Annotated in this window: 14 protein-coding genes; 1 reads left to right on the top strand and 13 read right to left on the bottom strand. The window is 63.0% G+C overall.

Features of this window, described 5'->3' with window-relative positions; genetic code table 11:
* Positions 1–8 precede the first annotated feature (8 nt).
* Positions 9–1,196: an MFS transporter gene (locus tag M5B96_RS06295; RefSeq protein ID WP_248795843.1), complete on the top strand. Its 1,188-nt coding sequence runs from the start codon at positions 9–11 to the stop codon at positions 1,194–1,196.
* Between the two features lie 155 nt (positions 1,197–1,351).
* Here M5B96_RS06295 and M5B96_RS06290 read toward each other — a convergent pair whose 3' ends face one another.
* The 13 genes from M5B96_RS06290 to M5B96_RS06230 all read right to left on the bottom strand — a co-directional run bounded on the left by M5B96_RS06290 (position 1,352) and on the right by M5B96_RS06230 (position 18,773).
* Positions 1,352–2,842 carry an efflux transporter outer membrane subunit gene (locus M5B96_RS06290; protein ID WP_248795842.1) on the bottom strand — a complete coding sequence of 497 codons (1,491 nt, stop codon included), beginning with the start codon at positions 2,840–2,842 and terminating at the stop codon, positions 1,352–1,354.
* Positions 2,839–5,946 (bottom strand): efflux RND transporter permease subunit, encoded by a 3,108-nt coding sequence (locus tag M5B96_RS06285; RefSeq protein ID WP_248795841.1) that lies wholly within the window; start codon positions 5,944–5,946, stop codon positions 2,839–2,841. Before M5B96_RS06285 ends, M5B96_RS06290 begins: the two co-directional genes overlap by 4 nt.
* The gene (locus M5B96_RS06280; protein ID WP_248795840.1) at positions 5,943–9,044 is read right to left on the bottom strand and encodes an MdtB/MuxB family multidrug efflux RND transporter permease subunit; all 3,102 of its coding nucleotides are present in this window, start codon (positions 9,042–9,044) and stop codon (positions 5,943–5,945) included. The genes M5B96_RS06285 and M5B96_RS06280 overlap by 4 nt, the downstream gene beginning before the upstream one ends.
* Positions 9,041–10,327: an MdtA/MuxA family multidrug efflux RND transporter periplasmic adaptor subunit gene (locus tag M5B96_RS06275; protein WP_248795839.1), complete on the bottom strand. Its 1,287-nt coding sequence runs from the start codon at positions 10,325–10,327 to the stop codon at positions 9,041–9,043. The genes M5B96_RS06280 and M5B96_RS06275 overlap by 4 nt, the downstream gene beginning before the upstream one ends.
* A 190-nt stretch (positions 10,328–10,517) precedes the next feature.
* Complete coding sequence (tpx, locus tag M5B96_RS06270) at positions 10,518–11,018, bottom strand: thiol peroxidase (RefSeq protein ID WP_248795838.1); 501 nt, start codon at positions 11,016–11,018, stop codon at positions 10,518–10,520.
* 93 nt (positions 11,019–11,111) lie between these two features.
* Positions 11,112–11,612 carry a thiol peroxidase gene (tpx, locus tag M5B96_RS06265; protein ID WP_248795837.1) on the bottom strand — a complete coding sequence of 167 codons (501 nt, stop codon included), beginning with the start codon at positions 11,610–11,612 and terminating at the stop codon, positions 11,112–11,114.
* A 162-nt stretch (positions 11,613–11,774) separates the two neighbouring features.
* Positions 11,775–12,269 carry a hypothetical protein gene (locus M5B96_RS06260; protein ID WP_248795836.1) on the bottom strand — a complete coding sequence of 165 codons (495 nt, stop codon included), beginning with the start codon at positions 12,267–12,269 and terminating at the stop codon, positions 11,775–11,777.
* Positions 12,270–12,391: 122 nt separating this feature from the next.
* Positions 12,392–12,910 carry a GNAT family N-acetyltransferase gene (locus tag M5B96_RS06255; protein ID WP_248795835.1) on the bottom strand — a complete coding sequence of 173 codons (519 nt, stop codon included), beginning with the start codon at positions 12,908–12,910 and terminating at the stop codon, positions 12,392–12,394.
* A 113-nt stretch (positions 12,911–13,023) separates the two neighbouring features.
* The gene (pelG, locus tag M5B96_RS06250) at positions 13,024–14,394 is read right to left on the bottom strand and encodes an exopolysaccharide Pel transporter PelG (RefSeq protein ID WP_248795834.1); all 1,371 of its coding nucleotides are present in this window, start codon (positions 14,392–14,394) and stop codon (positions 13,024–13,026) included.
* Positions 14,395–15,912, bottom strand: a complete 1,518-nt coding sequence (pelF, locus tag M5B96_RS06245; protein ID WP_248795833.1) for a GT4 family glycosyltransferase PelF — start codon at positions 15,910–15,912, stop codon at positions 14,395–14,397.
* Positions 15,909–16,898 (bottom strand): tetratricopeptide repeat protein, encoded by a 990-nt coding sequence (locus M5B96_RS06240; RefSeq protein ID WP_248795832.1) that lies wholly within the window; start codon positions 16,896–16,898, stop codon positions 15,909–15,911. The genes pelF and M5B96_RS06240 overlap by 4 nt, the downstream gene beginning before the upstream one ends.
* Positions 16,876–18,246 carry a PelD GGDEF domain-containing protein gene (locus M5B96_RS06235; protein WP_248795831.1) on the bottom strand — a complete coding sequence of 457 codons (1,371 nt, stop codon included), beginning with the start codon at positions 18,244–18,246 and terminating at the stop codon, positions 16,876–16,878. Before M5B96_RS06235 ends, M5B96_RS06240 begins: the two co-directional genes overlap by 23 nt.
* A 5-nt stretch (positions 18,247–18,251) precedes the next feature.
* A complete protein-coding gene (locus M5B96_RS06230) occupies positions 18,252–18,773 on the bottom strand; it encodes a penicillin-binding protein activator LpoB (RefSeq protein ID WP_248795830.1) in 522 nt (173 codons plus the stop codon).
* Between the last annotated feature and the right edge of the window lie 12 nt (positions 18,774–18,785).

The raw sequence follows: 18,785 nt of genomic DNA, 5'->3' as shown, positions 1-18,785 counted from the left end.
GCACCACCGTGGCCACCTACTCCCTCGTTATCCGTCGGCTGATGATCTGCTCCGTGACCATCGTCGTCAGCCGTGCCATTACCAGCCCGCTGCTGACCCTGTTCCTCAGCAAGAAACTCGGGCTGAACCAGCAGGACGTCGGTCTGCTGCTGGGGATCGCGGTATTTATCGCCACCTTGCTCTCGTTGTACGGCGGCTACATCATTGACCGCCTGGAAAAACGCCGGCTGATGATCCTGGCCATGCTTTCCAGCGGCATCGGCTTCACCCTGCTGACGTTCGCCCATGACCTGTACCTGACCACCCTGACCCTGGTGATCACCGAAACCGCTTCGGCGCTGTTTCTCATCGGCTCCAAGGCCATCATCAGCGAGAACCTGCCCATCGACCAGCGGGCCAGGGTCTTCTCCCTGCGCTACACCCTGACCAACGTCGGCTACGCCACCGGTCCGATGCTCGGCGTAGTGATCGCCGGGGTGCAACCCTTGGCGCCGTTCCTCATCGCCTCCGGCATCGCCTTTTGCAGCGTGTTCCTGATGCTCGGTATTGCGCCGAGTGCCCAGGCGTTGCTCGGCAAGCCACAAAGCTTCATCAAGACCCTGGTGACGTTGCGCAACGATCGGACCCTGATCCTGTTCACCGGCGGTAGCTTGCTCAGTACCATTGTCCATGGCCGCTACACCTTGTATCTGTCGCAATACCTGCTGGTGACCCACAGCAACCAGGACGCGCTGACCACGTTGTCAGCGATCCTGGCTTGCAACGCCATCAGCGTGATCCTGCTGCAATACCAGATCGGTCGTTTTCTCAAACGCGAGCAATTGCGCTACTGGATCGCCATCGGCACCAGCCTGTTTATCGTCGGGTTGATCGGTTTCAGTTTTGCGCAGAACCTGCTGAGCTGGTGCGTGGCGATGTTCATCTTCACCCTCGGGGAGATGATCATTTACCCGTCCGAATACCTGTTCGTCGACACCATCGCCCCGGAGGAGCTGCGCGGCAGTTACCTGGGGGCGCAGAACCTGGCGGCCCTGGGCGGTGCGTTGAGTCCGGTGATCTGCGGTTACCTGCTGATCCATACCGCGCCGGGGACGATGTTCTATGCCTTGAGCGGCCTCACCGCGCTTGGCGGCAGCCTGTGTTTTCTGGCCGGCCGCAGGGTGACTTCGTTACAGAAACAAGGGGGGGGCGGGTAGGTTTCTTGGTGCTCTTGAGGGCCTCTTCGCGGGCAAGCTCCGCTCCCACAGTCCGGGATAGCCACAAAGCTGCGGAACGCCCCGGGTACTGTGGAAGCGGTGCTTGCCCGCGAAGGCGTCGGTGAGCCCAACATCAAAGCCAAGCCAACTATCGATCAGCGCTTGGCGCTCAGATCGGTATTGCCATCCCAACCGCCGCCCATCGCCGCAATCAACTGGACGCTGGCGATCAACCGGCTCTGCAGCAGGCTCAACACGCTACGCTCGTTGGTCAGCGCCGTGGTCTGCACCGTGACCACATCCAGGTAAGTGATCAGGCCAGCCTTGTACTGGTTCTCTGTCAGGCGCAGGGATTCCCGGGCCGCGTCCAGCGCCTGGGCCCGCACCGTCGCCTCGTCCTCCATGACCTTGAGCTGGACCATGTAGTTTTCTACTTCACGGAAACCATCCAGCACGGTCTGGCGATACTTGGCCACGGTCTGGTCGTACACCGCCTCGGTACGATCCACTTCCGCCGAGCGCTGGCCACCGTCGAACAGCGTGGTGGCCAGTTTCGGGCCCACCGACCAGAAACGGTTCGGCAGGCTGATCCAGTTGGCATAGGTGCTGCTGCTGTAGCCGCCGGAGAGGCTCAAGGTGAAGTCCGGGTAGTACGCCGCCTTCGCCACGCCGATATTGGCGTTGGCCGCGATCACCGAACGTTCCGCCGAAGCGATGTCCGGGCGTCGCTCCAGCAGTTGCGACGGCACGCCCAACGGAATCGATGGCAAGGCCGGAACACTGCTGCTCGCCGCCAGCTGGAATTGCGCCGGCGGTTGTCCGATCAACACGGCAATGGCGTTTTCAAACTGGGCTCGTTGCCAGATCAGGTCGATCAGGTCGCCCTGGGCACTCTTGAGCTGGGTCTGCGCCTGGGCAATCGCCGACTTTCCGGAGACACCAAAGCGGTATTGGCTTTCGGTGTTCTTCAACGAACGTTCATAGGCCTGCACCGTCGATTCAAGCAGGCGCTTCTGTTCGTCGATCACCCGCAGTTGCAGGTAGTTCTGCACCAGGCTCGATTGCTGGCTCAGGCGCATGGCCGCGAGGTCGGCAAAGCTCGCCTGGGCACTGGCGTCATTGGCTTCCAGGCCACGGCGCAGCTTGCCCCAGATATCCGCTTCCCAACTCACCCCGAGTTGGGTGTTATAGGTGTCGACAATCCCGCTGGATGAACGGCTCAAGCTCGAGTTGCTGCTGCCGGTGCCCTGGCTGGAGCGGGTTTTCCCGGCACTCAGGTCAACGCTCGGAAAGAACGCCCCACGGGAGCTCTTGACCAGCGCCAGGGCCTGGCGGTACTGGGCCTCGGACTGCGCCACGGTCTGGTTGGCACTGTTGAGTTTTTCCACCAGGCCGTTGAGCGTCGGGTCGCCATACAGCTCCCACCAGGCGCCACGGGCCAGCGAGTCGCTGGGCTGGGCCTGACGCCAACCGGCGGCTTCCTTGTATTGCGCCGGCGCGGCGGCGTCCGGGCGCTTGTAGTCCGGGCCCACGGCGCAGGCACTGAGCATCAGCCCGCACAAGGCCAGGCTCAGCAGGCGTGAACCACGGGCGGTCTCCAGGCGTTGGGCGGCCAGCGGTACTTGGCATTGCGATCGGTCAGTCATAGCGGAGTTTCCAGAGCACCATCAGTGCGTACGCCACGCCATTTGTTGAAACGGTGGCGCAAACGGTCGAGATAAAGGTAAACCACCGGGGTGGTGTAAAGCGTCAGGACCTGGCTGAAGATCAGCCCGCCGATAATGGTCAGGCCCAGGGGCTGGCGCATTTCCGCGCCTTCGGCACTGCTCAGCAGCAGCGGCAAGGCGCCGAGGATCGCCGCCAGGGTGGTCATCAGGATCGGTCGCAGGCGCAGCAGGCAGGCTTGGCGAATCGATTCCAGCGGGTCGAGGTCCGAATGGCGTTCCAGTTGCAGCGCCAGGTCGATCATCAGGATCGCGTTCTTTTTCACCACGCCGATCAGCAGGAACAGGCCGAGCAGCGAGATCAGGCTGAACTCGCCGCCCAGCAGGTAGATGCTGAGCAAGGCGCCGACCCCGGCCGACGGCAGTGTCGAGAGGATGGTCAGCGGGTGGATATAGCTCTCGTAGAGAATCCCCAGTACCAGATACACCGCCACCAGCGCGCCGAGGATCATGAACGGCTGGCTTTTCTGGGTGGCGGCGAAGGCGTCGCTGGTGCCGGCCATCTTGGCGATCACCATTTCCGGCAAGCCGAGCTTGGCGATCGCCCGCTCGATGGCGGCGGTGCCCTGCTCCACGGTGACCCCGGGAGCCATGTCGAACGACAGGCTTTCGGAGGCGAATTGGCCCTCGTGATCGACCCGGTCGTCCTGCAGGCTGTTTTCATAATGGGCGATGGCCGACAACGGAATGCGTTGTCCGCTTGAACCGATCACCTTGACCTGATCGAGGGTTTCCGGCGACTGGGCATATTTCGGATTGATCTCCATCACCACCTGATACTGGTTCAGGCTGTCATAGATGGTCGAGATCTGCCGCTGGCTGTAGGCGTTGTTGAGCACCGTGGTGACGGTGTTCATGTCCACGCCCAGGCGCTTGGCGGTATCACGGTCGACTACCAGGGTGGTTTGCGGCGCCCCGCGCCCTTCGCGGGCATCGATGGCGGTCAGCTCCGGCAGGGCCTTGAGCGCCACGACCACTTTCGGGTACCACTCGCGCAAGGCGCCCAGGTCGTCGCTTTGCAGGATGTAGGAATACTGTGCGGTCTGTTGCTCGCGACCGCCACCGAATTGCAGGTCCTGGTCGGCCATCAGCATCAGTCGGGCCCCGGGTACCTTGGGCATTTCCGTGCGCAGGCGCTCGATGACGTTCTGCGCCGAGACATTGCGTTCCTTGATCGGCTTGAGGCGCACCAGCATGAAAGCGTTGTTGGTGCCGTTGTTACCGCCGATAAAGCCGGCCACGCTCTGCACCGCCGGGTCGGCCAGTACCGCCTTGCGGAAGATTTCCATCTTCGGCTGCATATTGCCGAACGACATGCCGTCGTCGCCGCGCACGAAACCTATCAGTTGCCCGGTGTCCTGCTGTGGCAGGAAGGTTTTCGGCACCACCACGTACAGGGCAACGTTCACCCCGATGGTGACGAACAGGCTGAGCAAGGTCAGGCGCTTGTGCCGCAGGACCCAGTCGAGGCTGACGGCGTAGGCCGCGATCATCCGTTCGTTGGCCGTTTCGCTCCAGCGTTGCAGGCGACTCGGCGTGCCCTGCTGGTGCGGCTTGAGCCAGCGCGCGCAGAGCATCGGCGTCAGGGTCAGGGACACCAGCAGCGAGACCAGGATCGAGGCCGCCAGGGTGATGGAGAACTCGCGGAACAGGCTGCCGATGATCCCACCGATGAACAGGATCGAGAGGAACACCACCACCAGCGACAGGTTCATCGACAGCAAGGTGAAGCCGACTTCCTTGGCCCCCAGGTAGGCGGCCTTCATCGGCGGGATGCCAGCGTCGATATGCCGGGAAATGTTCTCCAGCACCACGATGGCGTCGTCCACCACCAGCCCGGTGGCGAGGATCAGGGCCATCAGCGAGAGGTTGTTCAGCGAGAAACCATAGAGGTACATCACGGCAAAGGTGCCGACCAGCGACACCGGCACCGCCAGGGTCGGGATCAGCGAGGCGCGGAAGTTGCCGAGGAACAGGTACACCACCAGTACCACCAGGGCCACGGCGATCAGCAGGGTCATCTCGGCTTCGTGGAGCGTAGCCTTGATCACCGGTGAACGGTCCATGGCCAGGTTCAGCTTGACGCTGGTCGGCAACACCGCCTGCAAGGCCGGCAGTTGCGCCTTGATCTCGTTCACCGTCTCGATGATGTTGGCGCCAGCCTGGCGGTTGATCACCAGCAGGACCGCCTCGTCATTGTTGAAGAAACCGGCGTTGTAACGGTCCTCGACGCTGTCGCTGATCTTGGCCACATCCCCCAGGCGCAAGGCCGAACCGTTCTGGTAATGGATGATCAGCGGCTCGTAGTCCTTGGCTTTTTCCAACTGGTCGTTGGCCTGCACCTGCCAGTTGCGCCCGGCATCCTCCAGCGAACCCTTGGGCCGGCGCACGTTGGCGTTGGCAATGGTCGTGCGCACTTCGTCCAGGGCCACGCCGTACTGGTTGAGCGACTGCGGTTCGAGCTCGATCCGCACCGCCGGCAGCGAGCTGCCGCCGATCTGTACCTCGCCCACGCCCGGGACCTGGGACAGGCTCTGGGACAGGATGGTCGAGGCCAGGTCGTAGAGCTGGCCCTTCTGCAACACCTCGGAGGTCAGCGACAGCACCATGATCGGCGCCTGCGACGGATTGACCTTCTTGTAGGTGGGCATGCTGCGCATGCCGCTGGGCAGCAGGTTGCGCGAGGCATTGATCGCCGCCTGGACTTCCCGCGCCGCGCCGTTGATATCGCGGTTCAGGTCGAACTGCAGGATCACCCGCGTCGAGCCCTGGCTGGAGCGGCTGCTCATGGTGTTGATGCCGGGAATCACCCCGAAGGAGCGTTCCAGCGGCGTGGCGACGGTGGAGGCCATGACCTCCGGGCTCGCGCCGGGCAGGCTGGCCTGGACCACGATCACCGGGAAGTCCATCTGTGGCAGCGGTGAAACCGGCAGCAGGCCGAAACTCACGCCGCCCAGCAGGACAATCGCCAGGCTCAGCAGCATGGTGGCGACTGGCCGGCGAATGAACGGTCCCGACAGGTTCATGTGTCCACCTGCTCAAGCAGGCTCGAATGCCGCCCCCAGCGCCGTCCCAGGCGGTCGAAGTACAGGTAGATCACCGGCGTGGTGAACAACGTCAGCACCTGGCTGACCAGCAAGCCGCCGACCATCACCAGGCCCAGGGGTTGCCGCAGTTCGGCACCGGAGCCGGTGGCGAGCATCAACGGAATGGCGCCGAACAACGCCGCCAGGGTGGTCATCAGGATCGGCCGGAAACGCAACAGCGCCGCCTGGTAGATCGCCTGTTCCGGGGCCATGCCCTGGTTACGCTCGGCATCGAGGGCGAAGTCGATCATCATGATCGCGTTTTTCTTGACGATGCCTATCAGCAGGATGATACCGATAATGGCGATCATGCCCAGGTCGTTGCCGCTGAGGATCAACGCCAGCAAGGCGCCGACCGCCGCCGAGGGCAAGGTCGAGAGAATGGTCACCGGGTGGATATAACTCTCATAGAGCACCCCCAGCACGATGTACATGGTCACCACCGCCGCCAGGATCAGCAACAAGGTACTCGACAGCGATGCCTGGAAGGCTTCGGCCGCGCCCTGGAACTGGGTCTGCACGCCAATCGGCATGCCGATTTCCTGCTTCACCTGGTCGATGGCCTGCACTGCCTGCCCCAACGCCACGCCGGGTGCCAGGTTGAACGACATCATCACCGCCGGGAACTGGCCGATATGGGAGATGGCCAACTGCGCCTGGCGCTCCTCGACACGGGCCAGGCTGGACAGGCGCACCTGCCCGCCGCCGCTGGTCTTGACGTGAATCTGCTCAAGCGCCTGCGGCCCGATCCTCTCCCCGGCCTGGGCCTGCAGCACCACTCGGTACTGGCTGGCCTGGGTGTAGATGGTGGAAATCTGCCGCTGGCCAAAACCGTCATACAGCGCGTCGGTGATATCCGACACCGCCACGCCGAGGCGCGAAGCGGCGTCGCGGTCGATCACCAGGTAAACCTGCAAGCCCTTGTCCTGCAGGTCGCTGGCCACATCCGTCAGTTCCGCGCGCTGGGCCAGCGCGTCCACCAGCTTACCGCTCCATTCCGCCAACAGGTTGGCGTCCGGCGAGGACATGCTGAACTGGTACTGGGTGCGGCTGACCCGGTCTTCGATGGTCAGGTCCTGCACCGGTTGCATGTACAGGCGGATGCCCGACAGCTTGTCGACTTGCGGCTGCAGGCGGTTGATCACCTGGGTGGCGGTCAGGCTGCGCTGGTGGCGGGGCTTGAGGTTGATCAGCAGGCGGCCGCTGTTGAGCGTGGCATTGTCGCCATCCACGCCGATGTAGGACGACAGGCTTTCCACATCCGGGTCGGCCAGGATGACCTTGGCCAGTGCCTGTTGTCGTTGACTCATGGAAGCAAAGGACACCGACTGCGGCGCTTCGGAAATCCCCTGGATCACCCCGGTATCCTGTACCGGGAAGAAACCCTTGGGCACCATCATGTAGAGGAACACCGTCAGCGCGAGGGTCGCGACCGCGACCAGCAAGGTCAGCGGCTGGTGGTTGAGTACCCAGCGCAACTTGCGCGCATAGGCGTCGATCAACCAGTCGATCCAGGCACCGCTGGCCCGGTAGAAGCGGCCCTGCTCTTCAGGCTTGGGCTCGCGCTTGAGCAGCCGCGCGCACATCATCGGTGTCAGGGTCAGGGACACCACCAGGGAAATCAGGATGGCCACGGCCAGGGTGATGGCGAACTCGCGGAACAGCCGGCCGACCACATCAGCCATGAACAACAGCGGGATCAGTACCGCGATCAGCGACAGCGTCAGGGAAATCAGGGTGAAACCGATCTGCTTGGCACCCTTGAGCGCCGCCTGCATCGGGCTGTCGCCCTCCTCGATGAAGCGCGAAATGTTTTCCAGCATGACGATGGCATCGTCGACCACGAAGCCGGTGGCGATGGTCAGGGCCATCAGGGTCAGGTTGTTCACCGAAAAGCCCGCCAGGTACATCACGCCGAAGGTGCCGATCAGCGACAGCGGCACGGCGACCGACGGAATAATGGTGGCACTGGCCCGGCGCAGGAACAGGAATGTCACCATCACTACCAGGCCGATGGCGATCAACAGCTCGTGCTGCACATCCGTGACCGACGCACGGATGGTCTGGGTGCGGTCGGTCAGCACCTTGATCTCAATACCCGCCGGCAGGTTGTCGGTGATCGAAGGCAACAGCGCCTTGATCCGATCCACCACCTCGATGACGTTGGCCCCGGGTTGGCGCTGGATATTCAGCAGCACGGCCTGGTTTTCGTTGGCCCAGGCGGCGAGACGTTCGTTCTCGGCGCCGTCGACGATCTGCGCGACGTCCTTGAGCCGCAGCGGCGCGCCGTTCTTGTAGGCCAGGATCAGTTCGGCGTATTCCTTGGGCGAACGCAACTGGTCGTTGGCGTCGAGCATCGACACCCGGGTCGGACCGTCGAAGTTGCCCTTGGGCTGGTTGACGTTCGAGGCGCCGATCAGGGTGCGCACATCCGCCAGGTTCAGGCTATTGGCCGCCAGGGCCTCGGGATTGACCTTGATCCGCACCGCCTGGCGCTGACCGCCGGCGATGCTGACCATGCCGACGCCGCTGATCTGGGCGATCTTCTGCGCCATGCGGGTATCGACCAGGTCGTTGAGCTTGGGCAGCAGCATGGTTTTCGAGGTGATCGCCAGGGTCAGCACCGGGGTGTCCGCCGGGTTGACCTTGTTGTATACCGGTGGCGCCGGCAAATCCTTGGGCAACAGGTTGGTCGCGGCATTGATCGCCGCCTGGACCTGTTGCTCGGCGACATCCATATTGATGTCGAGGTTGAAGCGCAGGGTCAGGATCGAGGCGCCGCCGGAACTGGTGGAGGCCATCTGGGTCAGGCCGGGCATCTGCCCGAACTGGCGCTCCAGCGGCGCGGTGACCGCGCTGGTCATCACATCGGGACTCGCGCCCGGATAGAGGGTCATCACCCGAATGGTCGGATAGTCGACCTGTGGCAACGCCGATACCGGCAACAAGCGATAGGCGATGATGCCGACCAGGATAATGGCCAGCATGCTCAAGGTGGTCGCTACCGGGCGGAGAATGAACAGCCGCGAGAGATTCATGCGCCGACCTTTTTCGCCTTGCCGGTTTCAGCCGGTGCCTTGGCCGTCGAGCCGTCCTTCAACTGCCCGGCGGGCGCCTTGGGCACGTCCTGGGCGTCATTGACCACTTCCACCTCGCCGCCATCCTTCAAACGGTCGGTACCTTCCAGGACCACACGGTCGCCGACGGCCAGGCCGTCCTTGATCACCGTGACATTGCCGTCGCTGGCGCCGACTTTCAGCGCGCGGATCTTGACCTTCTTGTCGCCATCCATGACATAGACAAAGGTACCGTCATTGCCGAACTGAATCGCCGCGCTCGGCGCCAGCACCACGTTTTTCAGGGTGTCGGCGAGCAGGTGCACATTGACGAACTGGTTGGGGAACAGGCTCTGTTCGCGGTTCTCGTAAAGCGCCTTGAACTTGAGGGTGCCGGTGGTGATGTCGATCTGGTTGTCGATGCTCTGCAGTACACCGCTGGCCTGTTGTTTCAGGTCGCCACGGTCCCAGGCTTCGGCGGGCAGTTTTGCCCCGCTGCGAAAACGCGTGAGCACGGTGTCGAGGTTGTTTTCCGGCAAGGTGAAGGCCACGCTGATCGGCTGGGTCTGGGTGATCACCACCAGCGCCTGGCTGTCGTTCGCCGCCAGCAGGTTGCCGACGTCCAGTTGTCGCAGGCCCAGGCGTCCGGACAGTGGTGCACGGATCTTGGTGAATTCCAGATTGAGCTTGGCCGCATCGACCGCGCCCTGGTTGGTCTTGACCGTGCCCTGGTATTGCTGCACCAGGGCCTCGGCGGTGTCCAGGGTTTGCTTGGCGATGCTGTCTTCGGCGAACAGCCCGCGATAGCGCTGTAAATCAACCTGGGCGTTCTTCAACTGCGCCTGGCTTTGCAGGAGCGTGCCCTGGGCCTGGAGCAGGGCGCTTTCGTAGTTGCGCGGATCGATCTCGGCCAGTACGTCACCGACCTTGACCATCTGGCCTTCCTGGAAATGGATCTTGACCAGTTGCCCGGCTACCTGTGTACGCACATTGACCGTGTTGAGCGCGGTCACCGTCCCCAAGGCTTTGTAGTACACCGGGAAGTCCCCCGCCGTTGCCGGCGCCACCCGTACCGGCACGGGGCCGGTGGACGCCCCGAAGCCCGGACGCGCCATGCCCGACTTGCCCGTGTGCGCAGGCTTGTGTTGCGCGCCTGACGGCCAGAAATGCCAGCACAATACACCGATAACCAGCAGGATCAGCAGGCCGAACAGCCAGCGACGGGAAGAGTGGGAAACAGAAGATTGCATGGAGTGATCAACCATTGTGCGCGAGAACTTCTTTTTGGGGAGGCTGCAAGATAAGCACTGAATTGTTTCAGGCAAAGCGCCTTTACCGGCAATTTACCTTCGGATGACCTTCGTCAGGGTCTCGGTAAGACACTGAAGCACAAATAAAAACGGCCTGGACAGAGCCAGGCCGTGAATAATTGTAAACCACTTGTTTCAGAGCCGTTTATTTCAGAGCCGCGAGTGCTGCCTTGTAATCCGGTTCCTGGCCGATATCGGCCACCAGCTCGCTGTGCAGCACCTTGTCGTGGGCATCGAGTACCACCACGGCGCGGGTGGTCAGGCCCGCGAGGGGGCCGTCGGCGATTTCCACGCCGTAGTCGCGCATAAACTCGCGACCGCGCAGGGTCGACAGATTGACGACATTGTCCAGGCCTTCGGCAGCGCAAAAGCGCGCCTGGGCGAATGGCAGGTCAGCCGAGATACACAGCACCAACGTGTTTTCCAGCTGGTTGGCGCGCTCATTGAACTGGCGCACGGACTTGGCGCAGGTCGGCGTGTCGACACTGGGGAAGATATTCAATACCTTGCGCCGGCCGCCGAGGCTGTCCAGGCTGATATCGGAGAGGTCCCTGGCCACCAGGGAAAAGGCCGGGGCCTGGGAGCCGGGAAGCGGTAACTGTCCGTTGATCTGAACCGTTACGCCCCGGCGGGTAACTTGAGCCATGTGCTGGCCTCCTTGTAAACGCGAAATCACGTTTGGGGAGCCGGCTTGCCGGCGATGGCAGTGTCGCCTTCAGCGCAAACCGGCGCCCTGCCCTTACTTCAGGACAGCCAGGGCCGCTTCGTAGTTAGGCTCTTCGGCAATTTCCTTGACCAGCTCGCTGTGCAGCACCTTGTCATTCTCGTCCAGCACCACGACGGCACGGGCGGTCAGGCCGGCCAGCGGGCCGTCGGCGATTTCAACGCCATAGTCATGAATGAACTCGCGACCACGCAGGGTGGACAGGTTCAGGACGTTTTCCAGGCCTTCGGCGCCGCAGAAACGCGCCTGGGCGAACGGCAGGTCAGCGGAAATGCACAGCACCACGGTGTTGGCCAGTTCGTTGGCCTGGGCGTTGAACTTGCGCACCGAAGTCGCGCAGGTCGGGGTATCGACACTTGGGAAAATATTCAGCACTTTGCGCTTGCCGGCATAACTGCCCAGCGTGACATCAGCCAGGCCCGCGCCGACCAGGGAGAATGCTGGAGCCTTGTCGCCGGCCTGCGGCAGTTGACCGTTGACAGTAACCGGGTTGCCTTTGAGGGTGACTTGAGCCATGAGCTGAATCCTTCTAGATGGTTTCGGTGAAGAGGCCGGAGTTAAGCACGAGAACGCCACCCGACCTATGGGGAAGACAAAGTGTCACAGGATTTGCAGCCCGGCAAACCCCTCCCGGGATTTTTTTGTCGTGGGAATCCGCTCCTGTCCATGCCGGACGCTTCAGTGGTATTCGCGGGGAATCAGGCTCTGCAACTGCAAGGCAAGAAAGTCGGCATCGAACACATCGACGTCCGGATCCTTGAGACCGTTGGTCTTGCGCCATTGCCAATCGCCAGTACCCGGCACGCCCACCAGCGAAACGCTGCCATGCCGTGCCGCCATATGCCCCATGACCGCCAGGGAAATCGTGCCGCCGCTGCCCATTACCTCCGGGACGAACTCCATCATTTTCCCGGCGATGTGGATCGTCAGTTTCTGGGTCTTGAAGGTCGATGCCTCCACCGCCAGGTTAGGGCCAAAAGCCACATAGGCTTCGCGCTGCGTCTCCAGCAGGTTCGGGCTTTTTACCGGTTCCAGCCACTGTTCCATGCGGTCGAACAACTCGGCGATGCGCGCGGCCCAGTGCGCCGATTGTTTTTCGAACAGTTGCTTCTTGTGTGCTTCAGTATCGGCGTAGTGCCGAAGCATTTCCCCCAGTTGCTGTACACCATTCATTGGAGCGCTCCGTGGGTAAACCTGAATCGAAGGCTTGATCATGGCAGATCGCACCGCTGGGCGTGCGATTAACTCGAATGGGCCCCTGGTCGGTCATCTGATCCGGAGGCCCGTCTGGAGGCTCAGGCAGATCGGCGCAGCCGCGCCATGTTCAGAGTGTCCACCAGGGCACCGTCGCGAATCGCATAGTCACGCATCACCCCTTCGTCCACGAAACCGAACTTGCGGTACAGCCCCCGGGCGGCGGCGTTGTCGACATACACCGTCAGTTCGACACGCCGCAGGTTCATCCAGTTGTCCGCTACGTCCAGCACCGCGGCCAGCAGTTGCGAACCGACGCCTTTGCCCTGCCAGGCCGTCGCCACCCCCATGCCGATGCTGCCCGCATGGCTACGGCGTACCCGGGCGTACTGCTCCAGCGAGCAACTGCCGATGACCACGCCCTGATGCAGTGCCACCAGTGAGACCAGGCGTTCGTTGTCCTGGCGCTGGATCAGCCGCTGACGCCAGACTTCGCTGGACTGAAACGGCATCTGCAGCACCTGGCGGCACACGGCGGGTTCGTTGTAGAGCGCGGTTATGCCGTCGACATGGGCTTCGCGGAAACGCTCGATGACGATAGCGGGGGTTTCGGCAGGCATCGTTTTTTCATCCATAAAAATAACCAGGCCGACCAGTGTAGGGTGATTCGCGGCAAGCTGGCAAAGCCCGCTCCGGAAGCCAGGCTTGTGCTAGCGCAAGAGCGCCTCGCTCCTCAGCGCGACAGCATGAAGGTCTCGTACTCCAGGTCATCCAGCGCGGTCGACAAGCGCGCCAATCCCAGCAGCACGCACGCCAGCAGCGAAAAGGTGAACCCGTAACCGAAGAAACTCGGCCCCAGGTAGAGGCTGAGCAAGGTCAACGCGGCATTGAGCACGACGAACAACAGGCACAGTTCCAACACGATCGCCCGTTTGTCGAGGTAGAAAAACACGTTGAGAATCGCCATGAACACCACCTGGATGCTCACCCCGATCAGGTCGATGTAGAACAGCGGCAAGTAGTAGCTGGACATGCCCAGCCACTCCAGCAGGCGCGGGCCGAACAGGAACAGCAGGACCACCGTCAGCCCCTGGACCTTGCAGATTTCCAGCAGGCCCTGGCGAATCGAGAAGGTCATTTCGGCTTTCAACGAACCAATATGCCGCAAGGTCTCGCCATCACGCACCGCGCGGAACAGGCGGTCGTACCATTCGGCAAAGTCGGTTTCGATCCGCACCAGGAACACCGCCATCCCGGGAATGATCGCCAGGTAGGCGAGGAAGATCGGCAAGTCATAGAGAATCGAGGCACGCATCGGTCCGATCACCTGGCTCGAGGTGTCCGGGTTGAACCAGAAGATCAACTTGTCGATCCAGATCCCCAGGTTGTAGCAAAGCCCGGTGAGCAGCAGGCTGACAAATACCTGGCGCCGATCAAGGAAGTCGAAGGCCACCAGTTTCTCGGCGCGGTACTCACGCAGGATGTCATAGAGAAACAGGAACAGCAGTGTGCTGTGGCCGAGCAACAATGCCAGCAGCAAGCCTTCCATCCCCAGGTAACGCAGGAAGAACGCGCTGCCGACCATCAGCGCATAACCCGCCAGCATCACCAGCAGGATGCGGTTATAGGCCTTCATCCCGGAGAGGAAGATGATCACCAGCCACAGGTTGCAGAGCACCACGAAGTTGGCCAGCGTCAGCAGCCGGTAGACCAGCGGCTGGTCGAACAGCGTGGCCAACAGGATGATGCCCAGCAGCCCGGAGCCCAGGGTCACCAGCAGCAGCACGCCGACCAGGTTCGGCAGGATCTGCTCGTACTTGCGCTCGAACAGGCGGTCGGAGACGAAACGGGTGAAAAACAGCTGCAACCCGCCGGTGAGGATCAGCGACGTGGCCATCAGGTAGGTCACGGTGATCAGGAACTGGCGGATCAACACCTCCGGGATCACCAGCCCAAGGCTGATGACCCCCACCAGCATCACGCTGAGAATCGACAGGACCCAGGGGCCGGAACTGATCAGGCCCGCGTAGACATAGGCGTGCAGCGTCGCCGTGTAGGAGTCGCGCGAGAGAATCTTGCGCAGTTCGAAACCGATGCCGGCCATTTACACTCCCCCCATGGCAGCGTGATAAAGCGTGCGATAACGGTCGATCATCAAGGTCTCGCTGTAGTAACGGTGAACCCGCAGCAAACCGGCGGCCTGGGCCGATTTCCAGCGCTCTGGGCTGCGCAGCAGGTCGGTGATCGCCTGGGACGTGGCCTGCGGATCGGCGATCGCCACCACCTCCCCGGCCAGCCCGAGATCACGATCCGCCGCTACGCCGCCCTCGATCAGCTCGCGGCAGGAGCCGACGTCGCTGCTCACCACCGGCGTGCCGGCGGCCCAGGCTTCGAGAATCACCAGCGGCTGCGCCTCGCTGATCGAGGTCAGGACCATCAGGCCCAGTTGCGGCAGGATCTCCTGGATTTTCTGGAAGCCGAGGAACAGCACCTGTTTTTCCAGCCCCAGACTGGCCACCAGGCTGCGACACTCGGCGACGTATTCGGGGTCTTCCTCTTCCGGCCCGACGATCCAGCCCTCGACCTGCGGCATCACGCTGACCACCCCGCGCATGGCGCGCAGGAAGGTCTTCACATCCTTGATCGGCACGACCCGGCCGATCAGCCCGACCACCGGTGCGATCCCCGCGGCGCGGGCGTTTAGGGCCTGGGTCCAGAGTTCCAGGTTGATGCCGTTGGGGATCACCTGGGTACGCGCCGGCGGCGCGCCGTCCTTGATCTGCCGCTGGCGGTTGCCATCGTACAAGGCAATGATCTGGTCGGAGCTCTCGTACACCAGGTGGCCAATGCGTTCGAAGAAGCGCACCCAGAGCATGCGGATATAACCGGTCCCGGTAGCCATGCTGTCGTTGAGCGCCTGGTTGTTGCTTTCGGCGATCCAACTGGCCTGGGCCAGGTCGATCTTGCGTTCCTTGGTGTAGATCCCGTGCTCGCTCAACAGCAACTGGCAACCCCACAATTGCTTGAGGATGCAGCCCACAAGGCCGGCATAACCGGTGGAAATCGAGTGCAGGACCCGTGCTCGCGGCATCCGTCGGGCGGCATCGGCCAGCATCAACAGTGGCGACTGCATGGTGCGCAGGGTCCAGAAATAGTTGACGAAGGACGGATCGGCGCAATGCTGCTCGTAACCTTCGGTCAGCGCCTCCCAGCTGGGACGGCTATAGAGCACGTCGTCCAGGGTAATCCGCCCCTGGGCGAGGGCGTCGAGCACGCCAAAGCCCAGCTCGGCGGCGGGCTTCTCGGGGTTGTGCAGATAGCGGTAGAGATTGCTCAGCTCTTCGAGGGACGCGCTGTGCGCGACCCGCTTGCGCTGCGGATTGCGCCAGGCTTCCTCCAGGTACACCTCTTCGATATGCACCACGTTCGCCGGGATCTCATAGCGCCGCTGACCATAGGCTTCACGCTGGCCACCGATGAATAGCACCGAAAAGGTCAGTTGCGGCAGCCCGAGGATCAGTTGGTGAATCCAGCCGGACACACCACCCCGCACATAGGGCCAGGTACCTTCGAGCAACAGGCAGACATCGGCGATTGGCGTTGGGTTGGCGGGCTTTTTCATGTCCAGGTCCTTACCAGCCCGGCAAAGGGCGGACGTTGTTGCAACTCCGGCGGCAGGCTCTTCAATAGCCCGGGAATCTCGCGATAGCGTCCGCTTTCAAAGGCGATTTCAGCACTGAACGGCAGGACCTTGGCCGGGTCCATGCCCGCCTGCTCGGCCTGGCGCATATGCAGCCGCGCCTTATCGATATCGCCGCGCTCAAGGGCAATGCGCCCGGCCAGCAGCAGCAACTCACCGCCCTCGCCCGCTTTCAGCGCCAGCTCGGCATGCTCGCCGGCTTGGCCGAGGACGTGCTGCTGGACACTGCCCTGGGCCAGGCCCAGGTAGGCCAGCTCCCAGTACCAGCGGGCCAGCGTGGCGTGCAAGGCCGCGGCCTTCTGTGCGGACGCGCCAGGCAACTGCGCGAGGGAAGACTGGATACGCAGGTTGATGTCGCTTTCCTGCTTGTCGAGCATCGAATACGCCAGTAGTCGGACATCGTCACTCGGATCGCCCAGGGCCAGCTTGAGAATCGGCACCGCTTCCTTGCCCGGCATCCGTCGCGTGGCGAGCAGTGCCGCGAGGCGCTGGTCCGGGTCCGAGGCATGGCGCAACACATCCTGCAGGCCACTGTCGCCGAAGGTCGGCGAATGCAGCTGGGTCTGCGCCCGAAACGGCAGCTCGGGAATACCCACCGCCTGCCACATCTGCGTCTCGCGCTTGCGCGGCAGGTACAACGCCGGAAAGATCGCCGCGATCACTCCCACGGCACCGATCAGCGGCACAAAAAACGCCAGGCTGAAGATAAACAACGGGCTCCACGGCAGCGGCGCGCGATAACGCGGCGGCAGCAACAGCCACACCGCCGCGGTCAACAGGCCGCAGGCGATGCCATGGGTCATGGTGTACAGGAGCGCGATCTGCGGGTCGGGCAGGCGTGTCGTCAGACTGGCCCAGCTCCCGGCTTCGAAAAACAGCGCCCCGCTAAACAGCCACTTGCTGAACATTCAGGCCACACTCGTTATGCAGGAAGTTACGCAGCCCGTCCCGTTGCCGGGCCGACTCCAGATCGTAAGGCAAGACATTGACCCCAAGGCCGGACAGCTCCACGCTCATGCCGAAGTGTTCGTGGATCAGCTTGCCCAGGCGCATCAGATAACCTTGGGCGCCCTCGGCGCTGGTCAGCGGCAGCAGCACCAGCAACAACGCGTGCCCGCGGTTGTTGGCCAGGGTCAGGTGCAAGTCCAGTCCGCGCTGGCTGCGTTCGAACAGCCGGGCCAGCTCATCGTTGCTCCGGGTCAGCTCGAAGGCATAGAGGTAGCCGGACAACCCGTGCCGCTCGACATCCACCAACGACCGCTTGAGCTGGCGGGTGAAGTGCTGGGCGTCGGCGTCCGCCAGTTGCACTACCTGCGGATCGTGGTCCAGCAGATCGGCAATATGCCCGGCCAGCAACGCCAGCAGACTGAGGGTCCGTTCCTGGAAGGCAAAGAACGGCATCTGCCGGACCGCGAGGATTGCCAGCATCCGGCCCTCGGTATCCACCAGCGGAATACACGCCTGCAACGACGACACCGTGGCTTGGCCGCCGGCGTCGATCAGTTCTTCGCGCACGCTCACCAGCTCTCCGCGTTCCAGGCATAACTTGACCAGCAGGTCCTGGCTGTCCAGCGGCCCCATGACCCCGGTGGCGGCCAACAGGGTCAAGCTCGGTGCGGCGTTGCGCGGCTGTTCCAGGCGGTACAGCCCGGCCACTCGCAACGAACCGTACTGGCCGAGCAAGGTCAGCACCGGCTCGGCCAGCAACGACAGCGAATCTTCACCGTTGGGCGCGGCGCGCAGGCGCTCACGCAGGCCCAGCAACGAGCTGCGCAGGCTCTGGTCGCTGCCCGCCAGGCGCTGCTCCAGGCGATCGTGGGAGACCCGCAATATCTGGTGCGCGCGGGTGAAGTCGTCGAGCCGGTACTGGCGATACTCGTTGGCCATCTGCAAGCGCAACAGGCGCCGTTCCCACAGATCCCGCACCTCGCCCACCAGCATCCCGCAGACCAGCACGCCGACGATGTAGGACGGCGCGATCTGCGCGTAGCCTGGCAGTCCCGACTGGCGCAGGACGAAGAACGTCGCCACCAACAGACTGGCACTGATCAGGCCACGGACAAAGCCGTAGCGGACCCCCAGCAACAGCGGCGCCAATAGCGACCAGGGAAACCCGCCGTGTACCTGCAACGGGTCCTCAGGCGTCAGCCAGAGACCGAAGCCGATGACCAGTGCGGTCACCAGGAAGGTTTCCAGCCATGACGCCGAACCGCTGGCGCGCGGTGCCAGCGCGTAGTCCATGTGTGGAGAGTTCATCGCCGTCACTCGATCCGCAGGCCGCCGACAAGTTTGTCGAGGACCTTCTGGGCCGCACCGGCCAGGCTTTCGCGGGACCAGCCGGCGCGGGCACCGCTATTGCTCCAGAGGACCTTGCCGGTGCCGGCTTCGACCACCCGTAGGCTGATGCCCACCGCCGGTTCGCCATCCAGGCCGTTCTTGTACTGCCACTCCTCGACGCTGCCGGAGACCACATAGTCGAGCTTCTGCTCACGGGCCCAGTCCATCGCCCCGGCAAGGCGCTCGTTATCGTCGAGCAGGGCCTGCTCGCCCTGCCCTGGCGCGCCGGCATAGACCTGCGGTTGCAGGCCACGGCTGCTCAGCACGCTGAGCAGGATCTGCTCGCCGCGCTCACCGGCTTGTGGCGTCTGGGAATAGTTGACCAGCGGTAACACCCCCCAACGGGCCTTGCTCGACAGCTCCGGACTGTTTTGGCCGGTAAAGCTGCTGCAACCGGCCATCAACACGGCGACCATCGCCAGACTCACGCAACGAATCGATTGCATAAGGTTAACTCC

This window comes from Pseudomonas sp. MWU13-2105, assembly GCF_023242315.1.
Classification (GTDB): Bacteria; Pseudomonadota; Gammaproteobacteria; order Pseudomonadales; family Pseudomonadaceae; genus Aquipseudomonas.
This window is presented reverse-complemented; position numbering and strand designations above follow the sequence as displayed.